Annotated in this window: 21 protein-coding genes and 2 pseudogenes; 14 read left to right on the forward strand and 9 right to left on the reverse strand. The window is 71.1% G+C overall.

Annotated elements, in window-relative coordinates; genetic code table 11:
- Nucleotides 1-74 precede the first annotated feature (74 nt).
- From AB0C75_RS00330 to AB0C75_RS00365, 8 genes are all read left to right on the forward strand, one after another.
- Nucleotides 75-914: a helix-turn-helix transcriptional regulator gene (locus AB0C75_RS00330; protein ID WP_362885565.1), complete on the forward strand. Its 840-nt coding sequence runs from the start codon at nt 75-77 to the stop codon at nt 912-914.
- Nucleotides 915-1055: 141 nt separating this feature from the next.
- Complete coding sequence (locus AB0C75_RS00335) at nt 1056-2345, forward strand: phosphoribosyltransferase (protein WP_362885567.1); 1290 nt, start codon at nt 1056-1058, stop codon at nt 2343-2345.
- A gap of 87 nt (nt 2346-2432) precedes the next feature.
- Nucleotides 2433-2987 carry a GNAT family N-acetyltransferase gene (locus AB0C75_RS00340; RefSeq protein WP_362885569.1) on the forward strand — a complete coding sequence of 185 codons (555 nt, stop codon included), beginning with the start codon at nt 2433-2435 and terminating at the stop codon, nt 2985-2987.
- Between the two features lie 282 nt (nt 2988-3269).
- On the forward strand, nt 3270-4859 hold the full coding sequence (locus AB0C75_RS00345; protein WP_362885571.1) for a sugar ABC transporter ATP-binding protein: 1590 nt from the start codon (nt 3270-3272) through the stop codon (nt 4857-4859).
- Nucleotides 4856-5908, forward strand: a complete 1053-nt coding sequence (locus AB0C75_RS00350; protein ID WP_362885573.1) for an ABC transporter permease — start codon at nt 4856-4858, stop codon at nt 5906-5908. The genes AB0C75_RS00345 and AB0C75_RS00350 overlap by 4 nt, the downstream gene beginning before the upstream one ends.
- Nucleotides 5892-6962 (forward strand): ABC transporter permease, encoded by a 1071-nt coding sequence (locus AB0C75_RS00355; protein WP_362885575.1) that lies wholly within the window; start codon nt 5892-5894, stop codon nt 6960-6962. The genes AB0C75_RS00350 and AB0C75_RS00355 overlap by 17 nt, the downstream gene beginning before the upstream one ends.
- Nucleotides 6963-7020: 58 nt before the next feature.
- Nucleotides 7021-8106: a rhamnose ABC transporter substrate-binding protein gene (gene rhaS, locus AB0C75_RS00360; RefSeq protein ID WP_362885577.1), complete on the forward strand. Its 1086-nt coding sequence runs from the start codon at nt 7021-7023 to the stop codon at nt 8104-8106.
- Between the two features lie 17 nt (nt 8107-8123).
- Nucleotides 8124-8438, forward strand: coding sequence for an L-rhamnose mutarotase (locus AB0C75_RS00365; protein ID WP_362885579.1), 315 nt, complete (start codon nt 8124-8126; stop codon nt 8436-8438).
- A 68-nt stretch (nt 8439-8506) separates the two neighbouring features.
- Here AB0C75_RS00365 and AB0C75_RS00370 read toward each other — a convergent pair whose 3' ends face one another.
- The 4 genes from AB0C75_RS00370 to AB0C75_RS00385 form a co-directional block, all read right to left on the reverse strand.
- A complete protein-coding gene (locus AB0C75_RS00370; RefSeq protein ID WP_362885581.1) occupies nt 8507-9700 on the reverse strand; it encodes a hypothetical protein in 1194 nt (397 codons plus the stop codon).
- Nucleotides 9701-9761: 61 nt separating this feature from the next.
- Nucleotides 9762-10718, reverse strand: a complete 957-nt coding sequence (locus AB0C75_RS00375; protein ID WP_362885583.1) for an STM4015 family protein — start codon at nt 10716-10718, stop codon at nt 9762-9764.
- A gap of 80 nt (nt 10719-10798) precedes the next feature.
- On the reverse strand, nt 10799-11686 hold the full coding sequence (locus AB0C75_RS00380) for an ABC transporter permease (protein WP_362885585.1): 888 nt from the start codon (nt 11684-11686) through the stop codon (nt 10799-10801).
- The gene (locus AB0C75_RS00385; RefSeq protein ID WP_362885587.1) at nt 11683-14610 is read right to left on the reverse strand and encodes an alpha/beta fold hydrolase; all 2928 of its coding nucleotides are present in this window, start codon (nt 14608-14610) and stop codon (nt 11683-11685) included. Before AB0C75_RS00385 ends, AB0C75_RS00380 begins: the two co-directional genes overlap by 4 nt.
- A gap of 359 nt (nt 14611-14969) precedes the next feature.
- Between AB0C75_RS00385 and AB0C75_RS00390 the strand changes: the two genes are divergently transcribed.
- On the forward strand, nt 14970-15968 hold the full coding sequence (locus AB0C75_RS00390; RefSeq protein ID WP_362885588.1) for a hypothetical protein: 999 nt from the start codon (nt 14970-14972) through the stop codon (nt 15966-15968).
- A 227-nt stretch (nt 15969-16195) separates the two neighbouring features.
- Here AB0C75_RS00390 and AB0C75_RS00395 read toward each other — a convergent pair whose 3' ends face one another.
- Entirely contained in the window at nt 16196-16813 is a 618-nt protein-coding gene (locus AB0C75_RS00395) for a DUF4291 domain-containing protein (protein ID WP_362885590.1), read from the reverse strand.
- A gap of 48 nt (nt 16814-16861) precedes the next feature.
- The gene (locus AB0C75_RS00400; protein ID WP_362885592.1) at nt 16862-17071 is read right to left on the reverse strand and encodes a DUF397 domain-containing protein; all 210 of its coding nucleotides are present in this window, start codon (nt 17069-17071) and stop codon (nt 16862-16864) included.
- Nucleotides 17072-17184: 113 nt separating this feature from the next.
- On the opposite strand from AB0C75_RS00400, the pseudogene AB0C75_RS00405 reads away from it, so the two are divergent.
- From AB0C75_RS00405 to AB0C75_RS00415, 3 genes and pseudogenes are all read left to right on the forward strand, one after another.
- Nucleotides 17185-17484 (forward strand): annotated as a pseudogene (locus AB0C75_RS00405) (hypothetical protein); the annotation flags it as partial.
- Nucleotides 17485-17495: 11 nt separating this feature from the next.
- A complete protein-coding gene (locus tag AB0C75_RS00410; RefSeq protein ID WP_362885594.1) occupies nt 17496-17969 on the forward strand; it encodes an SUKH-3 domain-containing protein in 474 nt (157 codons plus the stop codon).
- A 136-nt stretch (nt 17970-18105) separates the two neighbouring features.
- Nucleotides 18106-19071, forward strand: coding sequence for a hypothetical protein (locus tag AB0C75_RS00415; RefSeq protein ID WP_362885596.1), 966 nt, complete (start codon nt 18106-18108; stop codon nt 19069-19071).
- A 283-nt stretch (nt 19072-19354) separates the two neighbouring features.
- Here the strand turns inward: AB0C75_RS00415 and AB0C75_RS00420 are convergent.
- Nucleotides 19355-19642, reverse strand: a pseudogene (locus tag AB0C75_RS00420) (DUF4291 family protein); the annotation flags it as partial.
- 90 nt (nt 19643-19732) lie between these two features.
- Between AB0C75_RS00420 and AB0C75_RS00425 the strand changes: the two are divergent.
- Both AB0C75_RS00425 and AB0C75_RS00430 read left to right on the forward strand, forming a co-directional pair.
- A complete protein-coding gene (locus AB0C75_RS00425; RefSeq protein WP_362885597.1) occupies nt 19733-20422 on the forward strand; it encodes a helix-turn-helix domain-containing protein in 690 nt (229 codons plus the stop codon).
- A complete protein-coding gene (locus AB0C75_RS00430) occupies nt 20419-21735 on the forward strand; it encodes an MFS transporter (RefSeq protein ID WP_362885599.1) in 1317 nt (438 codons plus the stop codon). Before AB0C75_RS00425 ends, AB0C75_RS00430 begins: the two co-directional genes overlap by 4 nt.
- A 149-nt stretch (nt 21736-21884) precedes the next feature.
- Here AB0C75_RS00430 and AB0C75_RS00435 read toward each other — a convergent pair whose 3' ends face one another.
- Nucleotides 21885-22925, reverse strand: coding sequence for an aminoglycoside phosphotransferase family protein (locus AB0C75_RS00435; RefSeq protein ID WP_362885600.1), 1041 nt, complete (start codon nt 22923-22925; stop codon nt 21885-21887).
- A 40-nt stretch (nt 22926-22965) separates the two neighbouring features.
- Nucleotides 22966-24465, reverse strand: coding sequence for a CoA-acylating methylmalonate-semialdehyde dehydrogenase (locus tag AB0C75_RS00440; protein WP_362885602.1), 1500 nt, complete (start codon nt 24463-24465; stop codon nt 22966-22968).
- Nucleotides 24466-24475: the final 10 nt, after the last annotated feature.

Raw genomic sequence — 24475 nt, forward strand, 5'->3', positions numbered from 1 at the left:
CCGTGCCCAGACCGGCCCCCACAGGGCCATGCTGGGCCCTCGGCGGTCCGGGGCGACCGCCATATCCTCGAAGCATGGGGACACCGTTGGGAGATTTCATCCGGGCCAAGCGCGACAGTATCCAGCCGCAGTCGCTGGGCCTGCCGGACCACGGCCGCCGCAGGGCGCCGGGGTTGCGGCGCTCGGATCTCGCCGGGCGGGCCGGCATCAGCGTGGAGTATCTGACCCGCCTGGAACAGGGCCGTGACCGCAACCCCTCCGTCGCGGTGGTGAACGCGATCGCCGACGCGCTCAGCCTCGACTCGTCCGAGCGCAGCCACCTGCGCTACCTCACGAAGATCACCGGCGGCGAGTGCACCGCCCACACCCGGCCCGCCCCACCGCCGCGCGAGCTCCGCCCCTCGGTCCTGGAGACGCTCAGCCTCCTCGAACCGGGCATCGCGATGGTGACCAACCGGCTGGGCGACGTCCTCGCCCGTACCAGCGCGTTCGAGGCGGTGACGAGCGGGAGCGGGCTGCTCGACAGCGGCGCCCCGAACCTCACCCACTATGTCTTCACCGACCCCCGCGCCCGGACGTTCTTCGCCGACTGGGACGCCGTCGCGGACGAGCAGGCCTTCGACCTCTGGCTCGGCCCTTCCGTCGAGGACTTCGAGTGGTTCACCGCGGAGCTCGCCTCCGCCGCCGGCGACGACTTCACCCGCCGCATGAACCGTCATGAGGTACCGCGGCGCGGGGTCCTGCGCCTCGACCATCCCTCGGGGTGCGGGCTCCGGCTGCGGCGCGAGACGCTCGACCTCCCGTCGGACTCCCAGCAGCTGGTCGTCCTCCTCCCCGCGGACGAGGCGACGACCCAGGCCGTGGACCGGCTCCGCGGTCTGCCGCCGCACGGCCACCTCCGGGCCATCTCGTAACACCGGCACCCGCCCCACCGCCGGTGAAGGCCCCGGTGCGCCGGTTGCCCCCGACTTGCCCGACCGGCGCACATGCGGTTGCGTCGAAGGCGGGGGTACGCGTGTGCGTTCCGCTCTTCCCTCGGTTGGAGGTGAACCCCCGTGTTGTTCACCGACCGCACGGATGCCGGGCGGCGGCTCGCCGTGGCACTGCGGCACCTGGAGCGGCGAGATCGCGATCCCGTCGTACTGGGGTTGCCGCGCGGCGGGGTCCCGGTGGCGTACGAGGTGGCGCAGGCTCTCGGCGCCCCGCTCGATGTGATCGTGGTCCGCAAGCTCGGGGTTCCCCACCACCCGGAGCTGGGGTTCGGCGCCATCGGCGAGGACGGGGCCCGGGTCATCAGCGACGAGATCGTCCGCCGCACCGGGGTCGGTGACGAGGACCTCGCGTCCGTCGAGCGCGCCGAGGAGGCGGAGCTCCTGCGACGGGCGGGTACGTACCGGGAGGGCCGCCCGCGCCTGCCGCTGAAGGGGCGCACGGTGGTCGTCGTGGACGACGGGGTCGCCACCGGAGCGACCGCGAGGGCCGCCTGCCAGGTGGTACGGGCGCAGGGTGCCGCCCATGTCGTGCTGGCCGTGCCCGTCGCTTCACCGGATGTCGCGGCCAGGCTGCGCGAGGACGTCGACGAAGTCGTCTGCCTCTCCACCCCGCATCTCTTCTCCGCCGTGGGTGAGTGGTACCGGGACTTCTCCCAGACCTCCGACGAGGAGGTCGTCTCCCTGCTGGCGCGGGCCGCAGGAGGTGCCGCCACGGCCGAGGAGGTCGAGGTGGACGCGGGCGGGGTCCCGCTCTCCGGGGACCTCACGCTGCCCGGTGACGCGCGGGCGCTCGTGGTGTTCGCCCACGGGTCGGGCAGCAGCCGCAGCAGCCCGCGCAACCGGGCGGTCGCCAGGGCGCTGAACCGCGCCGGCCTGGGCACCCTGCTCTTCGACCTGCTGACGCCCGGGGAAGAGGTCTACCGCGCCAACGTCTTCGACATCGGCCTGCTGGCCGGGCGGCTGGCGGACACCACCCGCTGGGTGCGCCGCCGCGTGCCGCTCCCGGTCGGCACCTTCGGCGCGAGTACGGGTGCTGCCGCAGCGCTGCGGGCCGCCTCCGCGTCGGACTCGGGTGTGGGCGCCGTGGTCTCCCGTGGCGGGCGCCCCGATCTGGCCGGGGCCGATCTGTCCACGGTACGGGCGCCCACCCTGCTGATCGTGGGCGGCGCGGACACCACGGTGATCGACCTCAACCGGCAGGCGCAGGCGGCGCTGCACTGCGAGAACCGGCTGGCGATAGTCCCGGGCGCCACGCACCTGTTCGAGGAGCCGGGCGCCCTGGAACGGGTCGCGGATCTGGCCCGGGACTGGTTCACCACGCATCTGGTGCGGCCGGCTGAGCCCCACGGCTGAGGCCGGGCCGGCTGAACCCCGCCGCACACCGGCGTCGGCGCGCCTATCCTGACCGGGAGCGGTCCAGGGGCGGGGAGTGGTGCGGTCATGCGGGTCCGGCTGGTCGAGAGCGCGGGCCTGCCCGCGTACGCCGAGGGGATCAGCCGGGCGTACGCGGACGTGTTCTCCGGCCCACCGTGGAACGAGGACCCCTCGGCGGGCGCGCTGTACCTCGAGCGGCTCGCCGCCGACACCGCGCGCCCCGGGTTCACCGCCGCGCTGGCCCTGGACGGCGACACCGTCGGCGGCTTCGCCACCGCCTGGACGACGCCCGGCACCTTCCCCACCGACCGCAGCTACGGCCACGTCGCCGGTGCGCTCGGGCCCGACCGCACCGCGGAGTGGCTGTGCGGCGCGCTGGAGGTCGACGAGCTGGCCGTCACCCCCGACGCGCGGGGCACCGGGCTGGGCGCTGCCCTGCTGTCGGCGGTCACCGCGGCCCACCCGGACGGGCGGTGCTGGCTGCTCACGTCCGTACACGCCGATACGGCGCTGCGCTTCTACCGGCGCGCGGGCTGGCACCGGGTCCCGGTGCCGGTGCCCGGCAGGGCGGGGCTCGTGGTGCTCCTCGGGCCGCGCCATCCCGCAGCCGCCCGCCTCTGACACGCCGCGCGCGCGTGGAGGGGCCGAAGCAGGAGCGATACGCGACCGTTATGTGAATCGATTCAAGCGTCTCGGAAGATAGTGGTCCGCCCCGAAGGCTGTCAAGAGCGCCTACCCACTCCCCCCATTTGGGTCGCACCTTGCCCCTTTTCCTGGAACTCCCCGCCATCAACCCATTGACGGCGCCCGCAATCCCCGTTTAGCTTCCGAGCAACCTCATTGAAACCTTTCACACCTTTCACGGCGGGTGGAGCGGAACAGTCCCTCCGCTGAGGAGCTCCCATGAACCAGTCCGCCCCGGACCCGGCAGGACCGGGCCAGGCAGATCCGGGCCAGGCAGCAGATCCGGACCCGGCAGACCCGGCCCCGGTGGCCCCGGTCCTGGCCCTGAAGGGCGTGAGCAAGTCCTTCGGCGCCGTACGGGCCCTTCAGGACGTGTCCCTGCGGCTGTTCCCCGGCGAGGCCCACGCACTCGCGGGTGAGAACGGCGCGGGCAAGTCGACGCTGATCAAGGCACTCGCCGGGGTGCACCGCCCGGACAGCGGCGAGGTGCTCCTCGACGGCCGGCCCGTCGTCTTCCACGGCCCGGCCGACGCCCGCGACGCCGGCATCGCCGTCATCTACCAGGAGCCGACGCTCTTCCCCGACCTGTCCATCGCCGAGAACATCTTCATGGGCCGTCAGCCCCGGCGGTCCCTGGGCAGGATCGACCGCAGAGCCGTGCACGACACCACGGCCGGACTGATGCGGAGGCTCGGCGTCGACCTGGCACCCGACCGCCCGGCCCGCGGCCTTTCGATCGCCGACCAGCAGATCGTCGAGATCGCCAAGGCGCTCTCCTTCGACGCCCGCGTCCTGATCATGGACGAACCGACGGCCGCCCTGACCGGCAGCGAGACCGCCAGGCTGTTCTCCGTCGTCCGGACGCTGCGCTCCGAGGGTGCGGCGGTGCTGTTCATCTCGCACCGCCTCGACGAGATCTTCGAACTGTGCCAGCGCGTCACGACCCTGCGCGACGGCCGGTGGATCTCCTCCGAGCCGCTGGAGGGGCTCACCGAGGACGACCTGGTGCGCAGGATGGTCGGCCGTGACCTCGACGACCTCTACCCCAAGCAGGACGCGGAGACCGGCGACGTCGCCCTGTCCGTGCACCGGCTGACCCGTGAGGGCGTGTTCCGCGACGTGTCCTTCGACGTCCGCCGCGGCGAGATCGTCGCGCTCGCCGGGCTCGTCGGCGCCGGACGCACGGAGGTCGCCCAGGCCGTCTTCGGTGTCGACCGCGCCGACGCGGGCGAGGTGAGGGTGGCCGGCACGGTGCTGCGCCCCGGTTCGCCGACCGCAGCGATGGACGCCGGGCTCGCGCTCGTACCCGAGGACCGGCGCCAGCGCGGACTGGTCATGGATATGTCCATCGAGCGCAACATCGGCCTCACCGGGCTGGCCGAGGTCCGCAAGCGCGGACTCGTCAGCCGGGCGCTGGAGCACGAGCGGGCCGCCGACTGGGCGGTGCGGCTCCAGCTCAAGTACAACCGGCTGGCGGACACCGTGGGCGTGCTGTCCGGCGGCAACCAGCAGAAGGTCGTGCTGGCCAAGTGGCTGGCGACCGGCCCCGCCGTACTGATCGTCGACGAGCCGACCCGTGGGATCGATGTCGGCACCAAGGCCGAGGTCCACCGGCTGCTCTCCGCGCTCGCCGCAGACGGCCTCGCCGTACTCATGATCTCCTCCGACCTTCCGGAGGTCATCGGCATGGCCGACCGGGTGCTCGTGATGCACGAGGGCCGGCTGGTCGCCGAGATCCCGCGCGCGAGCGCCACCGAGGAGTCGGTCATGGCCGCGGCCACCGGACGCAACGAGAGGGCGGCGGCATGACCAGCACCATCGAGAGCCCCCCTGACGCCTCGAAACCTCCGGAGCGCAGCGCCTCCTCGCTCGTGGACACGGTCTTCCGGGCGCGGGAGATCTCCATCGCGGGGGCGCTGGCCCTGCTGATCCTCGGCACCTACCTCGCCAACCCGCGCTTCCTGTCCGACCAGGGCATCAAGGATTTGCTGCTCAACGCGTCGATCCTGGTGCTGCTCGCGGTCGGTCAGTCCGCCGTCGTGATCACCCGCAACATCGACCTGTCGGTCGGCTCCGTCGTCGGTCTGTCCGCCTTCGCCTGCGGCGAGTTCGTCTCCGGCAGCGACCACGGTGTGCTGAGCGTGATGCTGCTCGGCATCGCCATCGGCGTCGTCTGCGGCCTGGTCTCCGGCGCCCTCGTCAGCTTCGGCAGGGTCCCCGCGCTCGTGGTGACCCTGGGCATGCTCTACATCATCCAGGGCGTCGACTACTGGTGGGCCAAGGGCGAGCAGATCAGCGCATCCGATGTTCCGGACGCGGTCCTGGGCCTGGGCAGCGGCAGCGTGCTGGGCGTCCCGTACCTGCCGCTGATCGCGCTGGTCCTGCTGGCGGCGACGGCGTACTTCCTGCGCGGCTACCGCTCGGGGCGCGAGCTGTACGCCATCGGGTCGAGCCCCGAGGCCGCCCGGCTCGCCGGCATCCCGATCCGCCGCCGCATCCTCGCCGCCTACGCCTTCTCCGGGGCCGTCGCCGGATTCGCCGGGGCCCTGTGGCTGGCCCGCTTCGGCACCGTCGTCGCGGACAACGCGCACGGCTGGGAACTGACCGTCGTCAGCGCGGTCGTCGTCGGCGGCGTCGCGATCACCGGCGGCACCGGCACCGTCTGGGGCGCCGCGCTCGGGGCCCTGCTGCTCACCACCATCGGCAGTGTCCTGGTCGTGCTGAAGGTGGACGCCTTCTGGCAGGGCGCCATCACCGGTGCGCTCCTCCTGCTGGCCATCAGCGTCGACCGGATCGTGAACCTGCGGATGACCGCCGCACTGAGGAGGAGGAACGCCCGTCATGACCATGGCGCCTGACACCAAGACGGCTCCCACGCCGCGGGCCGCGACGAAGCCCTCCCTCGTGCGCGCCCTGGCACTGCGCTGGGACACCGCGGTCGGTGTCCTGCTGGTGGCGGTCCTCGTCGTCGGCCTCGCGAGCACGGAGGGCTTCGGTTCCGGCGAGAACCTCGCGTTCGCCTTCAACGACATCGCCGAAGTCGCCATCATCGCCCTGCCGATGACCCTCCTGGTCGTCGCCGGGCAGGTCGACCTGTCGGTGGCCTCCATGCTGGGCCTCGGCAGCGCGCTGACCGGTGCGCTCTGGGACGCCGGCTGGGCCTTCGAGACGATCGTGCCGGTGGTGCTGCTGGTGGGCGTCGCCGGAGGCCTCCTCAACGGCTGGCTGGTCACCAAGGTCGGACTGCCGTCCCTCGCCGTCACCATCGGCACCCTGGCGCTCTACCGGGGCCTGGCATCGGTGGCGCTCGGCAGCGACGCGGTGACGGACTTCCCACAGGTCTACGCGGACTGGGCGGTCGACACCACGACCGTCCCCGGCACCTTCCTCACCTACCCGGTGCTGCTCTTCATCGTGCTGGCCGTGGTCACCGCCGTGGTGCTGCACGCCACGGGTCTCGGCCGTTCGCTCTTCGCGATCGGCGCCCAGGAGGAGGCCGCGTACTTCGCCGGCATCCGGGTCAAGCGGATCAAGCTGCTGCTCTTCGTCGTGACCGGGCTGTTCTCCGCCTTCGCGGGCATCATCTTCACCCTGCGCTACGGAAGTGCCCGCGCCGACAACGGACTCGGCTTCGAGATGCTCGTCATCGCGTCCGTCCTGCTCGGCGGCATCGACTTCGACGGCGGAAAGGGCACGCTCTTCGGGGCGGTCGCCGGAGTCCTGCTGATCGGCCTCCTGAAGAACCTGCTCACGCTCAACGACATCGCCAACGAGGTGCAGGTCATCGTGACCGGGCTGCTGCTCGTGGCGTCCGTACTGACCCCACGGGTCATCGCCACCGTCGTCGAACGCCGGCACAGGCGGGCCGCGAACACCCCCGCGGCCCCGTCGTCGTCGCGCGTGGCGCCGTAACGCCGTAACGCCCCTTGCCCGTACCTCGCCCGTACCTCTCCGAAAGGCACACGCCGCCATGATGCTCCGCAATGCCGCTGGGCGCCGCGCCGTCGCGACCGCAGCCACCGCCGTCTCTCTCGCCCTCGCCCTCACCGCCTGTGGAGGCACCACGAAGGACAGCAAGGAGAGCGGGGGCGCGAAGGCCGCAGGCTCCGCGAAGGCCGACCCGGACGCCCCGCTGAAGAAGGGCCTGAAGCTCGCCTTCCTGCCCAAGCAGATCAACAACCCGTACGAGAAGATCGTCGACGAGGCGGGTATCGCGGCCGCGAAGGAGTACGGCGGCACAGGCAAGGAGGTCGGCCCGTCCGACGCGAGCGCCTCCTCGCAGGTCTCCTACATCAACACCCTGATCCAGCAGCGCCAGGACGCCATCCTCCTCGCGGCGAACGACCCGAACGCGGTGTGCGGCCCGCTGAAGCAGGCCATGAAGAAGGACATCAAGGTCGTCGCCTACGACTCCGACACGGCGAAGGACTGTCGTCAGCTCTTCATCAACCAGGCGAGCTCCGAGGAGATCGGCCGCAGCCTGGTCCAGCACCTCGGCGAGCAGCTCGACTTCAAGGGCAAGGTCGCGATCCTGTCGGCCACCCAGAACGCGACGAACCAGAACACCTGGATCGACTACATGAAGGAGGAGCTGAAGCTCCCCAAGTACAAGGACATGAAGCTGGTCAAGGTCGCGTACGGCGACGACGCCGACCAGAAGTCCTTCCAGCAGACGCAGGGCCTCATGCAGGCCTACCCCGACCTCAAGGGCATCATCTCCCCCACGACGGTCGGCATCGCGGCCGCGGCACGCTATCTGAGCGACTCCTCGTACAAGGGCAGGGTCGTGCTCAACGGGCTCGGCACGCCGAACCAGATGCGCAAGTACGTCAAGGACGGCACCGTCGAGCAGTTCTCGCTCTGGAACCCGGAGGAGCTCGGCTACCTCGGCTCGTACGCGGCCGCCGCGTTGGCGTCGGGGCAGATCAGCGGTGCGGAGGGCGAGAAGTTCAAGGCGGGCAAGCTCGGTGAGTACACCATCGGCAAGGACGGCGAGGTCATCCTGGGCGAGCCGACCGTCTTCGACTCCAAGAACATCGACAAGTTCGACTTCTGACCGGAGGGGCCGGCTCCATGCAGCGCGTCTGCTTTCTGCTGAAGGTCCGTGAGGACCGCAAGGACGAGTACCGCGAGCGCCACACGGCGGTGTGGCCCGACATGCTCGCCGCTCTGTCGGAGGCGGGCTGGCACAACTACTCGCTGTTCCTGCGGGAGGACGGCCTGCTGGTCGGCTATCTGGAGACGGAGGACTTCGACGCGGCCCGGGACGCGATGGCGGCGACCGAGGTCAACGCACGGTGGCAGCGGGACATGGCCGGGTTCTTCGAGCAGCCGGAGGCCGCCGACGAAGCCATGATCCCGCTGACGGAGGTGTTCCACCTGGCGTGACGGGCGTTCCGCCGTACGTATGCCCGGTGTCCGCCCCGGCCGTCCGTGACAGCCGGGGCGGACGCACGTCAGGACGCGGCCCTCGCACCTCGTACGTCCGGGTACTCCACCTCGTCGGGGAGCGTGAAGCCGAGCTCGGTCAGCCGGGCCGCGACGTCCGCCGGGCTCCGGCCCGTCAGGCTCGCGCTGCGCAGGACCTTCTCCAGGTGGACGTTGTCCAGGTACGAGCGGTCGAGGGTGTCCAGCAGCCTGATGTCCGCCTCGTCGGCGGTCTCGGGCAGCTTCGCGTTCCGGTGCAGCCAGTGGCCCAGTTCGGTCAGCCGCGCGGTGATCTCCGCCGGGCTGCGCTCCGTGACGAGGGACGCGCGCAGGATGTGCTCCATCCGCAGTCCGACGACCGTGTTCCGGTCCAGCCAGGGTCGGCAGCCGTCGAGATTCGCGCTGAGGATGACGAAGTCCTCGTCCTCCGGGTTCTCGGGCACCGATCCGCCCAGCCCTTCGAGCCCCAGCGCCTTCAGCCGGTCCACGAGGTCCGCGGGGCGCCGTCCCGTCTTCCTGGCGACGTCGAGGACATGCCCCAGGGGCGGCTCCATGTACCTGCCGAACCAGCGGGCACCGGCTGTGTCACCCGCCGTGAGCAGCAGTTCGTCGTCGGCTTCGGGGGTGTACGGCAGCTTCAGGCCGAGCGAGGCCAGCCGGACGGCGGCTGCGTGCGGGCTGCAGGACACGTAGTCGGCCGCCTCCAGCACATGGTCGGCGGAGACCTCGTCGCCCCAGTCGAGCCACTCGCCGTCCCCCCGGCCGTCGGTGCGGGTCAGCATGACGTCACGGGGGTCAGGGGTCTCGGGGAGCGGCCCGCTGCCGCCGAGCCGGTAGCCGAGGGCGGTCAGCCGGCGCCCGATGTCGGCGGGGGCGCGCCCGGTGTGCTCCGCGGTCTCCAGCACCTGGCGCAGGGAGACGGGCGCGGCGACGTCGATCCAGCGGTGCAGCCACTTGTCGTGGCTCTCCCTCCTGGTCAGGGCGGCGTCGTCGAGGGCCACGGCCTCGGGGAGCGGGGAGCCCGCGTCCTGGACATCGGCGTAGCCCATGGCGGTCAGCCGCGCGACGACCTGCGCGGGGCTACGTCCCAGCAGGGCGGCGGCGTACAGAACATGTCCGTACGGGACCTGCTCGCCGGGTTCCAGCACGGGTCGCTCCCCGTTCAGATCACGGCTGGTGAGCAGGGCCTCTTCCGGGTCGTGGGTGGTGGCGGCATCGGTCATCGTGCGGGCCTTTCCTCTGCGACTGGGCGAGCGGGTACGGGGCGGGCAACGGGGACGGTGGTCATTCGGCGGCCGCGACGTACCTGCCGGACCGCCCGTCCCAGTCGTCGTCGTCCTCTTCTTCCGCTTCTTCCTCCTCCTGTCTGTCGGTGAGGTTCACACGCACCCCCTGCGGCTCCAGCTCCGTCCAGATCCGCAGCATCATGTCCTCGCTGAGGTAGTGGTGCGAGAGGTCGAGCTCCCGCAGGTGGGCCAGCGACTGCCCGCTCAGCAGCGCCTCCGCCCCCTCGTCGCCGAGGGTGCCCATCGACAGGCTCAGCGAGGTGAGTCCGCCCACGACCGGCGCGGAGGCCAGGGCCGCGGCCAGCTCGTCCTGCACCGGACTGTTCTGCAGCCCCAGGTGGCGCAGCGCGGGCTTGCCGGTGCAGGCGAACAGCGGGGCCAGGTCCTCGGCCCTCGTTCCGCCGCCGTACCAGTCGTCGCCCAGCCACAGTTCGAGGTGCTCCAGCGAGGGCAGGGACGCGGCGGCGATCTGGGCCACCGCCTCGCGGGGCAGCCCACCCGATTCGACGCGCAGCACCCGGAGTCCTTCGTGGCCCGTCACCGGGAATTCCAGGCCGTCCCCGCCCCTCATGGCCAGCTCCCGCAGCCCGGGGAACGCCTCCAGAAGCTCCGTGAGACCGCCAAGTTCGATCGTAGAGATCATCGCCTCCTCGTCCACGAGATCGCCGAGGAACAGTGCTTCGAGTGCGGGGAACCGGGACCGCAGGGCGAGCAGTTCGTCCGGGCTGCCCCCACCCCAGGGATTGCCGAAGATCAGCGCCCGTATCTTCTCCAGTTCGACCGACTCGGTGAACCGCTTCCAGTAGGAGGAGGAGTCCTCGTCGCTCGGGTACCGGCCGCAGTGGAGGCGCCAGGCCACGGCGTCCGCGTCCGGAAGATCCACGGGGTTCGCGTACGGCGGGAAGGTGAAGGCCGGCAGTCCGTGGAACTGCTCGACATGCTGGACATAGGACAAGACGGTGACTCCTGACAGTCCGTTCGACGGCGGTCGATGTGTTCTATCAGCAGCCACCGACAGAGGCGGGAGGCCCCAGGTCAGGACACGATGTCCTTACGGCTGAACCCCCGGAAGGCCAGCGCGAACAGGATCAGGGCGTAGGCCACCGACACCGCGGCGCCCTTCACCATCCCGCCCCATTCCAGGTTGGGCTGGAGGGCGTCGGCCCAGGCGAACTGCCAGTGCGCGGGCAGGAATTCGCGCCAGGTACCGAGCGCGGTGACGGCGTCCAGGACATTGCCGACGATGGTCAGTCCGACCGCGCCGCCCACCGCGCCGAGCGGGGCGTCCGTCTTCGTCGACAGCCAGAACGCCAGCCCGGCTGTGACGAGTTGGGACACGAAGACGAAGGCGACGACGAGCGCCAGGCGCGGCAGGGTGTCCGTGGTGGCGAGCGCGCCCCCGGTGGGCAGCTTCAGCGGCCCCCAGCCGTACGCCGCTGCTCCCGCGCCCAGGGCGACGAGCGGCAGCAGCACCATCGCGGCGAGGCTGAAGCCGAGCGCCACGACGAGCTTGCTCCACAGCAGCCTGGCCCGTGGCACGGGGGCCGCGAGCAGGTAGCGCAGGGATGACCAGCTGGCCTCGGAGGCCACGGTGTCCCCGCAGAACAGCGCGACCGGCACCACGAGCAGGAAGCCGGCGGAGACGAAGAGACAGGTCGCCGCGAAGTTCGCCGCGGACTCCGTCGCGACGTCCATGAGGTTGATCCGCGAACCGGCCCCGGCGCCCCCTTCGCCGCCGCCGGGGGTGCCGCCGACCGCGAAGGCGATGATCAGGATGAACGGCAGGGCCGCCAGCACCCCGCCCATCAGCAGGGTGCGGCGCCTGCGCAGCTGCCTCATCGCCTCCACGCGCAGCGGCAGGGTGCGACGCGGGTGGTAGCCGGGGGCGTCGGCGAGGGCCTGGAGCTCTGTTGCGGAACTCATGCGGATCCTTGGGAGATGAGGGTGAGGAACGCGTCCTCCAGGCGGCGGTGCGGCCCGACACCCGTCACCGGCACGTCGAGGCGCACGAGTTCGGCGACCAGTTGGGCGGTGGTGGCGCCGTCGAGGCGGACCAGAAGACCGTTGCCTTCGTCCAGGCCGACGGCGGAGCCGATGCCCGGGAGAGCGGCCACCTTGCCCACGAGCGCGTCGGTCATCTCGGCGTCCGTGCTGACGAGCAGCATGTCGCCCGCTCCGGTGATCTCCGCGACAGGACCGGCCTGGACGAGTCGGCCACGGTCCATGACCACCAGGTGGGTGCAGGACTGTTCGACCTCGGAGAGGAGGTGACTGGAGACGATCACGGTCCGGCCGCCGGCCGCGTACCGGATCATCACGTCCCGCATCTCACGGATCTGGGGCGGGTCGAGGCCGTTGGTCGGTTCGTCGAGGATGAGGAGGTCCGGCATGCCGAGCATGGCCTGGGCGATGGCGAGACGCTGCCGCATGCCCTGGGAGTAGGTGCGCACGGCGCGGGCCAGGGCATCGCCCAGTCCGGCGATCTCCAGGGCCTCGTCGATGTGGGAGTCGGCGGCCGGCCGGCCGGTGGCCTGCCAGTACAGCTCCAGGTTGGAGCGGCCCGACAGGTGCGGGAGGAAGCCGGCGCCCTCGACGAAGGACCCGACCCGGGAGAGCACGGGGGCGCCCGGCCGGATGGCGTGGCCGAAGACGCGGATCTCACCGGCGTCGGGCGTGATGAGCCCCATCAGCATGCGCAGGGTGGTGGTCTTGCCGGCGCCGTTCGGGCCGAGGAGGCCGAGCACCTGCCCCTTCTCGACGCGGAAGCCCAGGTCGCGCACCGCGTACCTGTCGGAAGACTTGGCGTACCTCTTGGACAGCCCGGTGATCTCCAGCGGCACCCCGGTCAGCGCCGGGTCGGGTGCCGGGGTGGTGGTGCGCCGGCGCCCGGTGAGCAGGAGGGCGGCGGCGATGACGAGCGCGGCGGCCGGGAGCCCCCAGGTCCACCAGGGCAGAGTGGCCGCGGCGGTCTTCACCGCGGGTGCGGTGGGCACGGTCAGCGCCCCGTCGAGGGAGACGGTGTACGTCGCGGGCTCGGCGGGTGAGGCGTAGGCGAGGTCGGTCGCGGAGAGCACGAGGCGCAGGCGGTGGCCCGCGTCGACCTCGTGGTCGACGGCGGGCAGCTTCAGTTCGAGCGGCTTGCCCTGCTCATCGGGGGTGATCCGGTAGGGCGAGACGAGCTGCGAGGGCAGCACCTGCTGCTTCCCGTCCGGCGACACGTCGTAGACCTTGCCGAACAGCACGGCGTCACCGTGGTCCGCCGTCACGTTCACACGGGCGGTGGGCGAACCGGTGATGTGTACGGCGCTGTCCAGCGGGGCGGACTCGTAACGCGCGTACTGCCCGGGGAAGTCGAGGGAGAGCCCGACGCCGACCGAGGACAGCTGGGAGAGCCCGCCGCCGATGCCGGGGAGGGCGGAGACGGAGGGCGGGCTTGCCCCGGCGGGGTTGCGGAAGGTCTGGGTCAGACCGTCCGAGGGCGCCTCCTGCGCCCCACGGGTCGCGGGCGCGCCCTGGGCCCCACCGGTCGCCGCGTCGCCGCCCTGTTGCCCGCCGCTTGCCGCGTCGCCCCGACCCGCGTCGCCCCGACCCGCGTCGCCCCGACCCGCGTCGCCCTGGCCCGCGTCGCCCTGGCCCGCGTCGCCCTGGCCTGCGCCGTCCTGTTCCCCGGCAGCGGATCCGTCCTCGTCCGCGCCGCCGGTGGTCGTGTCCAGTCCGCCTCCCGTCGCGGGAGGCTGCCCCGCGCCGGTGAGGGCGATCTTCCGTCCGCCGCTGCTCAGCCCGGGGTAGGTGGCGCTGCTCGCGCCGCGCTTCAGGGCGGCACCGTCGGTGGAGTCGACGCCGCCGGTCCGGGTCACACGGAACCCCGGTCCGGTGTCGGCGCCCTTGTCCTCCTTCAGATACCGGTCGAACCAGTCACCGACCCGGCCCTGGATGCGCTCGCCCTCGTCGTCCCCTCCGTCGTGCCCACCCGCGATCCAGTCGACGGACACGGGCGCGCCGTTGGCCTTGATGGCCTTGGCCATGGTGTCGGCCTGGCCGAGGGGGAACAGCGAGTCGCTCTGCCCCTGGAGGATGAGCGCGGGCACGTCGATGCGGTCGGAGACGGCCTCGGGGGAACGTTCCGTCAGGAGCTTCCGCGCGGCCGCGTCCGGCTTCCCGCTGACGGCGACCCGCTCGTACATGTCGCACAGCTGCTTCTGGAACCTCTCGCAGCCCCCGCCGGAGGAGACGAAGATCCCGGCCCAGAGTTTCTTGAGGACCCCGTCCGGGAAGAGCGCGTCGGCGAGGTTCCAGTAGCTGATCACCGGTGCGATGGCGTCGACCCGGTCGTCGTACCCGGCGGCGAGCAGCGACACGGCACCGCCGTACGAAGCGCCGGTGACACCGACGCGCGGGTCGCCCTTCGCGTCGAGCTCCACCTCCGGCCGGTCCGCCAGCCAGTCGATGAGCCCGGACACGTCCTTGACCTCGGCGTCCGGGGCGTTGAGCGTGATCTCACCGCCCGTCATCCCGAATCCGCGGGCGGACCACGTCATGACGGCGTACCCGTCGGCGGCCAGCTTCTCGGCCTGGGCGCGCACATCGTCCTTGCTGCCGCCGAAACCGTGCCCGATGAGGACGGCCGGCCGTCGTTGCGTGCCCCCGGACGTGAAGTACGAGGTGTCGACCGACACCCCGTTCATCTTCAGCATCCGGTCCTGCCGGTGCACGGGCGGGACACTGTCGTCGGCGACGGCGGTCCAGGTCCCGGCCCCCGCGAGCACGGCGAGGGCGGCGACGACCGCGGCCCACCGCCCTGGGGTACGGGGCAGCCGGCGCCGCCACCGGGAAGTCGGTTCATCCATGACTCGACCCTAAACGGAGCGCCCGGTGCCACAGGCTGCCGCCAGGGGGAACTCCCCGGCCTCCCTGAGAGGTACAGCACGGTCCGCCCGTACTCCGCATGCGGTACGCCGCCCCGCACGAAAGACCCGTATGCGACGGCCGTATCGAAGGCCGGTATCCAGACTCCAGGGAAGGCGGGCAGGCGGTGACCGCCTGACAGCGCACACCTGGGGCGCTGCCGCGCGCCGAAAGACCGATCGAGTGACGCACGGGGCACACCAGCTGCCCGCAGGTCTGCCTCATCGCCTCTCCTCGCAGCTCGGCGCACCCCGCAGACTGCTTTCTTGAGGTGTGTCCGATGTGTTGAGGAGAGTGTCCCGTGCGCGCACACGACAAGGAAATCGACCAGGCCGGGGGACGGCCGACACGGGCCCGTCCGGCCCGTCACGCGGACACCGGGGCATACGGCGGGCTGCGGGCTCTGCAGCGCGCGGCCGGTAACGCCGCCGTCGCGCGGGCGATCTCGGAGGACCAGCAGGACGCGCACGGTGAACAAGCCTCTGCGGTGCGGCGAGACACCCCGGTGCACGACGCGCTGCGCCCTCCCCGCTCGCCCGCACACGGGGGCACCCACGCTCCGCATGTCCAGCGGGCCGAGGGTGACGACCTGCGCGGGGCGAAGAGTCCCGAACAGATCGTCGCCGCCCTCAAGAAGTCGGGGCACTCGGATGACGACGCCTGGGATCTCATGCGCCACATGACCTCCCAGCAGTTCGCGGCCGGTGAAGGGCAGAGCGAGTTCAACATCCTCGACCACATCAAGGACGCCTCAAGCCTGAGAATCCCCCCGGTCAAGAAGAGGATGGCTGAGGGTCTGATGAGCAAGCGGTGGACGATCCGCCATTACACCGGATCCGACCCGTCGAGCCCCCCGGGCTTCTCGGACATCGCGTCGACGTACGACAACGCGGCCGCCGGCAAGGCGGGCGACCACACGAACGTCGCGGACTGGCGCTCTCTCGGCAACATCAAGTTCACGTTCTACCTGGTGGCGGTGGACGGCCAGGTGCCCGCGCGTAACTGGCTGAACGACACCCACTGGTACGCCGAGTGGGATCTCGACAGCATCCCCCAGTGCTGGGTCTCCCCTGACCTGCTGGAGAAGATGAACAAGCCCATGGACGCCGACGGGGCGCGCACGACGATGCAAGGTGTCAAGGCGTTCCGCGGTTCCGGCTCGGAGCTCAAGGCACTGCTGGCAGCCAGTGCCTTCGGTAGCGGCAACGACCCGGTCACCGCCGTGGACAACGCGATCGGCGGCGCGTTCGAGCTCAAGGTCCCGGGCGGTCTGCCGGTGACGGAGTGGAAGAAGAAGTGACCGATGGCCGGCCGGTACGCCCGGGGCCGCGCCCCGCCAGGAAGGCGGCGGCCACGGTCGGCGCGGCCCACCAGGGACTCACCAGGCTCAGCCCCCCGCACACGGCCACCGCCGCAGGCACCAGGACGGCCGCCACACGGTCCCCGCTCACGTTCCCGCGCGGGATCAGGTTCGGTTTCACCGGCCCGACGGTACGGAACCCGGGGCCCGCCCGGCACTGCCGAAAGTCAGGGTCGTAGCCCGGAGTCCGGGGCCACCGGGCGAGGAGCGCCGAGATCGAGCGGTGTCTCCACGGGCAGCAGGGCGGCGGCCCTGTCCCGCTCCCCCGCCCGAACCGCCTCGTGCACCGCACGGGCCAGGGGCGTGACATCGCGTACGGACACGGTCCACTCGTCCGCGTACCGCCGGGCGGCTTCCCCGGAGAGCCCGAGCTGGAGGGACCGGTACGGAAGCGCGTTTAGATCCAGATCGCGCTCGGGATCCCACTGGACACGCGCGGGAGCGCACCGCAGCGCCCGCTTCCACGCGCCCTGGTCCTCGTGCACGTCACGTACGTAGTGGGAGAGTTCGGCGTTCTCCAGCGCCCAGGCGAAGCCGTCGCGGGTGATCTCGACGGCGAGCACGGTCTCCTGGCCCTCCTTCGTGCCCCAGCCGCAGCGGTACATCATCCACAGGAAGCTCGGCTTGATCCACGTCATGCGGTCGCGCTTCCAGGCCGGCGGAAAGCGCCCGTCGCGGGCGGCGGGCAGCCCGATGGCCGGTGGGTAGGCCTGATACACGGTGACGGTGGAGTCCGTGTGCTGCGCGCGGATCTCGTAACGGGGCGGGTGTGTCCGGTCGTTCATACGCCCCAGGATGCGGGCCCTCGACACATCACAGCACCTGGTTTTCCCCTACGCCCCCGCGCCGACGCCCCCGATGAAAGCGGACCACGCATCGGCCCCGAACACGAGCATCGGGCCGTCGGGCACTTTGCTGTCACGGACGGGCAGCCCACCGGGGAACCCGTCAGCGACTTCCACGCAGTCGCCGCCCTGCCCGTTGCTGTAGCTGGACTTGCGCCAATCGACGGCGCCGGGAGCGGATCGGAAGTCCGGGGTCACAGTACTTCTCCTCAACGGTGGCACGGATCAGGTCGAGAGACGCCTGAGGTGGAAGCGCAATGGCATGCAAGTGGTCGAAAGCCAGGGAGAATTCGGCCACTGCCCCGGCCTGCACTCTCCTCCCTGCTGCCGAAGCGCGACGGAAGACGCCCATCTCCGGGGCCGGCGTCCTGCGTCCGATGTGGGGCATCGGGAACCGGTCCCCGGCCGGCGAACCGGCCGTCAACATCGCACGGCTCTGGGTGGAGTTCATGCCGTTCCTGGAGCCGGGCGGACAAGCCTCGGTACGGCTTGCCCCTCTCGATCCCTCGCAGTGGCAGCACCTTGAGCCGGGCCAGGTGATCACCATGTACGAGGACCGGTCCGTGGCAGGCACGGCGGTTGTCCTGGAAGTCGTCACGGCACACAGGTAGGTGAGGGCAGCGTGCTCATTCTTTCCACAATCGAAGAAGTAGACGCCTGGCTGGCAGAGGCCGGGTGGTACCCGGGGCGCGACGTCGGGAAGGAGGCGTCCGAAACGGTTGAGGCCGTCGTCGAGCGATATCGGTCCTACGGCGTGGAGATGGAACCTTCCGATCCTGCTCTCGCTTTCATCCGGGAGCACGCGTTCCTTCGGGCCGTCATCGACACCGCGCCAGAAAATTTCGCCATTTTCACACCGCATCTGGTTTTCAAGGGAGATGCCGAGGAAATCTCCGAGCTCGCCGTAGACCTCGGCGTGCAGATTTTTCCGGTGGGGTACGACACCTATGACGGTTCCACCCTGCTCATGGACACGAACGGGCGCTTCTTCTGCTCGCATCACACGGGGGCGTATTACCTCGGGCCCGAAAAATACGAGGCAATGATGAGCCTCATGAGCGGTGATATGGAAGACGCGGAGAACTGCTTTGTCTGACCTTGTTCCTGGATCGGCGGCGTCGCCCATGACCCGCAGCACCCCGCCACGCCCCCTCGACGTAGAAGCTGTTTTCCCTGCCCTGGCAGCCCACCGACGCACAGCCACACGCCTGCACCCCCGCCACAGCTCTCCCGTGGCCCAGGAAAGCTCGGTGGCGGGCCCTCTGCTCTGGCCGGCCGACGAACCGTGGCCGGTGTGCACGGCCGTACACCCGAAGGGCACGGGTCACCTGCTCGCCGACGTACGGCTGCGCCGTCGGGTCCAGGAGGACGCACGGGGGCGGGAGCGCACGGAAGAGGAACAGCGCCTGCTCGACAGCATGAGCGAGGGCAACCACGTCCCGGGCCTCCACGACGACGCCCCGTCGCCGATGCTGGCCGTAGCCCAGTTGTACGCACGAGAGATTCCGGATCTCGTGGGACCGGAGGGGCACGATCTGCTGCAGGTCTTCTGGTGCCCCTTCGAGGCGCACGGCGACGACCGCACCATCGACGTCGTGCTGAAGTGGCGGCACTCGGCCGATGTCGGCGCCGTACTGTCACCGCAACCCGAACCTCCGGTGGCCGGTCGCGCCGAATGCGTGCCGACCACGTGCGTCGTACACCCGGAACAGGTCGTGGAGCACGAGTACATCGGGCTGCTGGACGAAGAGCTCCAGGAAGGGATCGCCGAGTGGGAGGAAGAGCTCCTCGACGAGGATGAGGAGAACGACTCCTCCTCACCAGGGAGCTACGCGACGTACGAGGAATACGCGGCGGCGATGGCCGCGGCCCGGGCCACGGAACCGGAAGAGGTCGACTACATGAACGACCTGTCGATCGCACCCGGTTGGAAGGTCGGAGGCTTCGCCTCCTGGCATCTGACGGACCCCGCCCCGGTCGACTGCGGGATGTGCGGGGCAGCGATGCCGCCCCTGCTCACCGTGGACAAGTGGGAGTGCGACGGGGCCTCACGCAGCTGGCTGCCGATCGAGGACCGGGACGCCGACAACGACCCAAGCGTCATCGACCCGACTGATGTCTACCTCGGCCGCGGCCTGATGCGCGTACACACCTGCCCGACCGATCCCACCCACCCGCACCGCCTCAGCTTCCAGTAGCGCGCCCCCGCGTGTCGGATGCCTGGAGGGCCGCCGTTCCGGCACCGGCCGCACCGTAGGAGCCGCCGGTGCCCGTCGTCCGTGGTCATGTCATCGATGAGCCCGGACACATCCTTGACCTCGCCGTCGGGAGCGTTGAGCGTGATCTCGCCGGTCGTCCTCCCGAATCCACGGGCGGACCAGGTCATGACGGCGTATCCGTCGGCGGCCGGAGTTGTACGGGGTGTCGACCGACACCCCGTACATCTTCATCATCCGGTCCTGCCGGTGCACGTGCGGTAACTCACGGGGTGGTGGGCACCGGGCGAGGGGCGCTGAGACCGAGCGGTGTCTCCACGGGCAGCAGGGCGGCGGCCTCCTCCCGCTCCCCCGCCCGAACGGCCGCGTGCACCTCACGGGCCAGGGGCGTGACATCGCGTACGGACACGGTCCACTCGTCCGCGTACCGCCGGGCGGCTTCCCCGGAGAACCCGAGCTGGAGGGACCGGTACGGAAGCGCGTTCAGATCCAGGTCACGCTCGGGATCCCACTGGACACGCGCGGGAGCGGACCGCAGCGCCCGCTTCCACGCGCCCTGGCCCGGTCGTGTCACGGCACCCGGTTTTCACCTCACAGACGTGAGAGTTGACTCTCATAAATCATGAGAGGAGACTCTCACGCCATGGCCTCCCATAACCGCCTCGGCGATATCGAGATCACTGACCCCCAAGCCATGCGGGCTCTGGCACATCCGGTGCGGCTGGCGATCCTTGACCACCTCCACCGGCACGGGCCCGCGACCGCGACGCAACTCGCGCCCGACGTGGGAGCGACCCCGTCGGTGACCAGTTGGCATCTGCGTCACCTGGCGAGCTTCGGCCTGGTCCGCGACAGTGAGCCGGGCCCGGACCGGCGCCAGCGACGGTGGGAGGCCGTGGCACGCGGCTTCCGGTTCGAGGCACCGCAGGACCCGGCCGACGAAGAAGGCAGGGCAGCCGCGCGGGTGCTGTCGCAGCAGATGTTCCTGCGCCATGCGGACCTCCCGAGCCAGTGGGCAGCCGAGGTCGAGCCGGCGCTCGATCCGGTATGGCGCAGGCTGGCCGGGCTGGCCAACACCCGCGTCGTCGTTTCGGCTGAGGAACTCGCCGCCATCGAGGACGGGATCGAGCGCGTTCTCGCGCCGTACGTGACACGCGACCCGGCCGAGCGGCCCACCGACGGCCGCGCCGTCCGGCTGTTGCGCTACGTCCTGCCGGAAGGTGCCGAGGAGCAGACCGGGCAGGGCGAGCAGGCCGAGCAGGCCGAGCAGGGCGAGCAGGCCGAGCAGGCCGAGCAGGGCGAGCAGGCCGAGCAGGCCGAGCAGGCATCGTGAACAGCCCGGGCCCGACCGCCGCGATATCGCTGTGGCGGGATCAACGGTTCCGCCGCTTCTGGGCCGGCCAGTCGGCCTCACAGTTCGGCGACAGGATCACCGAACTGGCCCTGCCCCTGATCGCCATCAGCACCTTGAACGCCTCGGCCAACCAGGTCGCGTGGCTGACCGCACTGATCTGGACCCCGAATCTGCTCGCCATCCTTCTGGGGGCATGGGTCGACCACCGATCCAGCAAGCGCCGCCTGATGGTCCTTGCCGACCTGGTGCGCGCCGCAGTACTGCTCAGCGTCCCGGCCGCGTATCTGTTGGGGGCGGTGACGCTGGGGCAGCTGTACGCGGTGGCGCTGCTGATGGGTGCGGCAGGGGTGCTGTTCAACACCGCCTATCCACCGTTCTTCGTGCGCCTCGTGCCGCAGGCGTCCTACGTCGACGCGAACAGCAAGCTCAGCGCCAGCCGGTCGGCATCGTATGTCGCCGGCCCGGCCATCGGTGGCGCACTGGTCCAGGCGCTGACCGCCCCCGTCACCATCGTCGTGGATGCCCTGACCTTCCTGGTGTCAGCGTTCCTGGTCGGTCGGGTATCGGTCGACGAACCGCCCGCCGCACCCGGCGACGCGGCGGCGACCTCACTGTTGCGTCGTGCCCGGGAGGGAATGTCGTTCGTCGTCCGTCACCAGGTGCTACGGGCGTCCCTCGGATGCGCGGCGACCGTCAACTTCTTCACCTTTGTCGCCGGCAGCGGGCTGATCGTGCTGTTCGCCAACCGGAGCCTCGGATTGTCGGCGGGTGTGATCGGCCTCGCGTTCGGGCTCGGCGCGACCGGTTCGCTCCTCGGCGCGGTGTCCGCGCCGAGGATCTCGCGACGGTTCGGCGTGGGGCGCAGCATCGTCGTCGGCGCGGTGCTGTTCCCGGCGCCGATCGCCATTGCCGCCGCCGCAGGTGGCCCGCTCTGGCTCCGTGCCGGCGCGTTGGCCGCGGCCCAGTGCCTGTCCGGCTTCGGAGTCATGCTGTTCGACGTCAACCTCAACTCCCTCCAGGCTTCCGTGATCCCGGACGGCATGCGCAGCCGCGTGGCCGGTGCGTACAGCACGATCAACTACGGCATACGGCCGGTCGGCGCCATCGTGGGAGGGCTGCTCGCCACCTTCGTCGGTCTGAGGACGACCCTCCTCATCGCCGCTGTCGGCGGAGCCCTGTCACTGCTCTGGCTACTTCCCTCACCGATACCTCGCATCCGCTCCCTGGCTCCGGACAGCGCTGCGGACACGCCTGTTGACGCGGACGACGAAAGTCGCCCGGTGCCGCGCTGATCCGCCGGGCTGCGGCGATGGCCTGCCGGGCCCGTGGACTTCGGCCATTCGTGCGGCCTTCACCGGCCGAGCCCCTGGCCATCTGGGCATACCGGACCGGGCCTACCGTTCCTCGCTGCCGGACGGCATCGGCGCGGGTTCCCGGATACCTAAGGACGCCGTTCCGGCACCGGACGGACCGTAGGCCACCGGTCCAGCACGGTACGGCGCAAGTCCGCCGCGAGAGCTCCGAGATGCCGCAGGTCCCCGTCGTCCGAGGTCATGGCGGCGACCACCCCGAGCCGGTGGGCGAGGCGTTGGCGGGCGGTGGCCGTGCCCCAGGTCCAGTCCTCGTCCGGGACGCGCGCCAGGTGGTCGGTGGTGGAGCGGTGGGCGCGCTGGACCAGGGCGTCGCCCCGGATCAGCCAGCCCGCGCAGGCGTCGGCGAGGCCGGTGTCCGGGAGCGGGGCGCCGGTCTCGGTGTGCCAGGCCGTGCGGTAGGCGGTCTCCGCCCGTTCCAGCAGGGGGCCGGCCGCCCTCGTGACGCACCAGCAGGTCGGGAACCCGATGCGGAGGTAGGCGAGTTCCATCAGGCCGCTGCCCAGGGACGCCTGCTCGAAGTCGATGAACCTGACGCCGTCCGGGGTGTGCAGGTCGTTGCCGGGGCACGGGTCGCCGTGGAGCAGGGCGGTGCCCTCCGCCCGGTCGAGGTGCTCCACGAGGGCGCCGAGCTCGTCCCGTACTCCCGGTGGCGCGTAGACGCCGAGGGCGTCGGCCAGGGTGAGGAAGGAGGTGACGTCGGCGCCGGTCGGGCCCTGCCAGCGGGGCAGCGCTTCCGTGTCGCCGGGTCCGGCGGTGGCGTGCAGCCTCGCGAGGGTGGCCGCGTAGTCGACGATCCAGTCGGCGGACGGCCGCCGGTGGTCGAGGTGTTCGAGGACGAGGACCCGCTCGGCCGGGTCGGTGCCGAGGAGCGCGGGCACGACCGGGGTGCCGGACGCCCGGCCGGCGATGCGCAGGGCGGCCACTTCGCGGGCGTACCGTTCGTCGGCCTCGGGGCCCGCCACCAGGTGTTTCAGCACGGCCGGGCGCCCGGACAGCTCGATGCGCCAGACCTTGGAACGGGGGCTGCTCTCCAGGACGGAGGGATGTGCGGGCGGGCCCAGGCGAGCCCTCAGGGTCTCGCCGAACGGAAGCTGCGACGCCGTCTCCATGCGGTCAGTCTTCCATTCGGCGAGCCTCGCGTCCCCTGTGTCAGTGGTTGCGCGGGAAACCGAGGTCGACGCCGGCCGGGGCGTCGGCCGGGTCGGGCCAGCGGGTGGTGACGACCTTGCCCCGGGTGTAGAAGTGCACGCCGTCGTTGCCGTAGATGTGGTGGTCCCCGAAGAGGGAGTCCTTCCAGCCGCCGAAGGAGTGGTAGCCGACCGGCACCGGGATCGGGACGTTGACGCCGACCATGCCGGCCTCGATCTCCAGCTGGAAGCGGCGCGCCGCCCCGCCGTCGCGGGTGAAGATCGCGGTGCCGTTACCGAAGGGCGAGGCGTTCATGAGGGCCACGCCGTCCTCGTACGTGTCGACGCGCAGGACGCACAGGACAGGGCCGAAGATCTCGTCGCGGTAGGCGTCGGAGTCCGTGGAGACGTTGTCCAGGAGGGAAAGGCCGATCCAGTGGCCGTCCTCGTAGCCGTCGACCGTGTGGCCCGTCCCGTCGAGTACGACGTCGGCGCCCTGCGCGGCGGCCCCGGTGACGTAGGAGGCGACCTTGTCGCGGTGCGCGGCGGTGATCAGCGGGCCCATCTCGGATGCGGGGTCCGTGCCGGGGCCGATCGTGATCTTCTCGGCGCGCTCACGAATCTTCGCCACCAGCTCGTCCGCGACGGAACGCACGGCCACGACCGCGGAGATGGCCATGCAGCGCTCACCGGCGGAGCCGTACGCGGCCGAGACCGCGGCGTCGGCCGCGGCGTCCAGGTCGGCGTCGGGGAGGACCAGCATGTGGTTCTTCGCCCCGCCGAGGGCCTGGACCCGCTTGCCGTTGGCGGAGGCGGTGGCGTGGATGTACCGGGCGATCGGGGTGGAGCCGACGAAGGAGACGGCGGCGACGTCGGGGTGGGCGAGCAGCCCGTCCACGGCGACCTTGTCGCCGTGCAGGACGTTCAGCACACCGTCGGGCAGCCCCGCCTCGGCGGCGAGCTCGGCCAGCAGGTTGGCGGCCGACGGGTCCTTCTCGCTGGGCTTGAGGACGAAGGTGTTGCCGCACGCGACGGCCAGCGGGAACATCCACATCGGCACCATGGCCGGGAAGTTGAAGGGGGTGATGCCCGCGACGACGCCGACCGGCTGCCGGATCGAGGAGACGTCGACCCGGCTGGAGACCTGGGTCGACAGCTCACCCTTGAGCTGGGTGGTGATGCCGCAGGCCAGCTCGACGATCTCCAGGCCGCGGGCGACCTCGCCCAGCGCGTCGGAGTGCACCTTGCCGTGCTCGGCGGTGATCAGCGCGGCGATCTCGTCGCGGTGGGCGTCCAGCAGGGCGCGGTAGCGGAAGAGGACTGCGGTACGCGCGGACAGCGACGAGGTGCCCCAGGTCGCGTACGCGGCCTTCGCGGCGGAGACGGCTGCGTCGACCTCCTCAGTGGAGGCGAGCGCCACCTGGGTGGTGACGGCGCCGGTCGCCGGGTCGGTGACCGGACCGTGGTTGCCCGACGTGCCCTCGACGGCCTTGCCACCGATCCAGTGGTTGACGGTCTTCATGACGGGGTCT

Origin of the sequence: Streptomyces sp. NPDC048565 (assembly GCF_040650935.1) — a bacterium.
Classification (GTDB): domain Bacteria; phylum Actinomycetota; class Actinomycetes; order Streptomycetales; family Streptomycetaceae; genus Streptomyces.

Excerpts from the sequence above, each read along its gene's own strand:
- AB0C75_RS00425 (WP_362885597.1), top strand. The coding sequence starts at position 19,733 with ATGGCCTCCCATAACCGCCTCGGCGATATCGAGATCACTGACCCCCAA.
- AB0C75_RS00355 (WP_362885575.1), top strand. The coding sequence starts at position 5,892 with ATGACCATGGCGCCTGACACCAAGACGGCTCCCACGCCGCGGGCCGCG.
- AB0C75_RS00370 (WP_362885581.1), bottom strand. The coding sequence starts at position 9,700 with ATGACCGATGCCGCCACCACCCACGACCCGGAAGAGGCCCTGCTCACC.
- AB0C75_RS00385 (WP_362885587.1), bottom strand. The coding sequence starts at position 14,610 with ATGGATGAACCGACTTCCCGGTGGCGGCGCCGGCTGCCCCGTACCCCA.
- AB0C75_RS00350 (WP_362885573.1), top strand. The coding sequence starts at position 4,856 with ATGACCAGCACCATCGAGAGCCCCCCTGACGCCTCGAAACCTCCGGAG.
- AB0C75_RS00340 (WP_362885569.1), top strand. The coding sequence starts at position 2,433 with ATGCGGGTCCGGCTGGTCGAGAGCGCGGGCCTGCCCGCGTACGCCGAG.
- AB0C75_RS00365 (WP_362885579.1), top strand. The coding sequence starts at position 8,124 with ATGCAGCGCGTCTGCTTTCTGCTGAAGGTCCGTGAGGACCGCAAGGAC.
- AB0C75_RS00330 (WP_362885565.1), top strand. The coding sequence starts at position 75 with ATGGGGACACCGTTGGGAGATTTCATCCGGGCCAAGCGCGACAGTATC.
- rhaS (WP_362885577.1), top strand. The coding sequence starts at position 7,021 with ATGATGCTCCGCAATGCCGCTGGGCGCCGCGCCGTCGCGACCGCAGCC.
- AB0C75_RS00380 (WP_362885585.1), bottom strand. The coding sequence starts at position 11,686 with ATGAGTTCCGCAACAGAGCTCCAGGCCCTCGCCGACGCCCCCGGCTAC.
- AB0C75_RS00345 (WP_362885571.1), top strand. The coding sequence starts at position 3,270 with ATGAACCAGTCCGCCCCGGACCCGGCAGGACCGGGCCAGGCAGATCCG.
- AB0C75_RS00395 (WP_362885590.1), bottom strand. The coding sequence starts at position 16,813 with ATGAACGACCGGACACACCCGCCCCGTTACGAGATCCGCGCGCAGCAC.
- AB0C75_RS00435 (WP_362885600.1), bottom strand. The coding sequence starts at position 22,925 with ATGGAGACGGCGTCGCAGCTTCCGTTCGGCGAGACCCTGAGGGCTCGC.
- AB0C75_RS00440 (WP_362885602.1), bottom strand. The coding sequence starts at position 24,465 with ATGAAGACCGTCAACCACTGGATCGGTGGCAAGGCCGTCGAGGGCACG.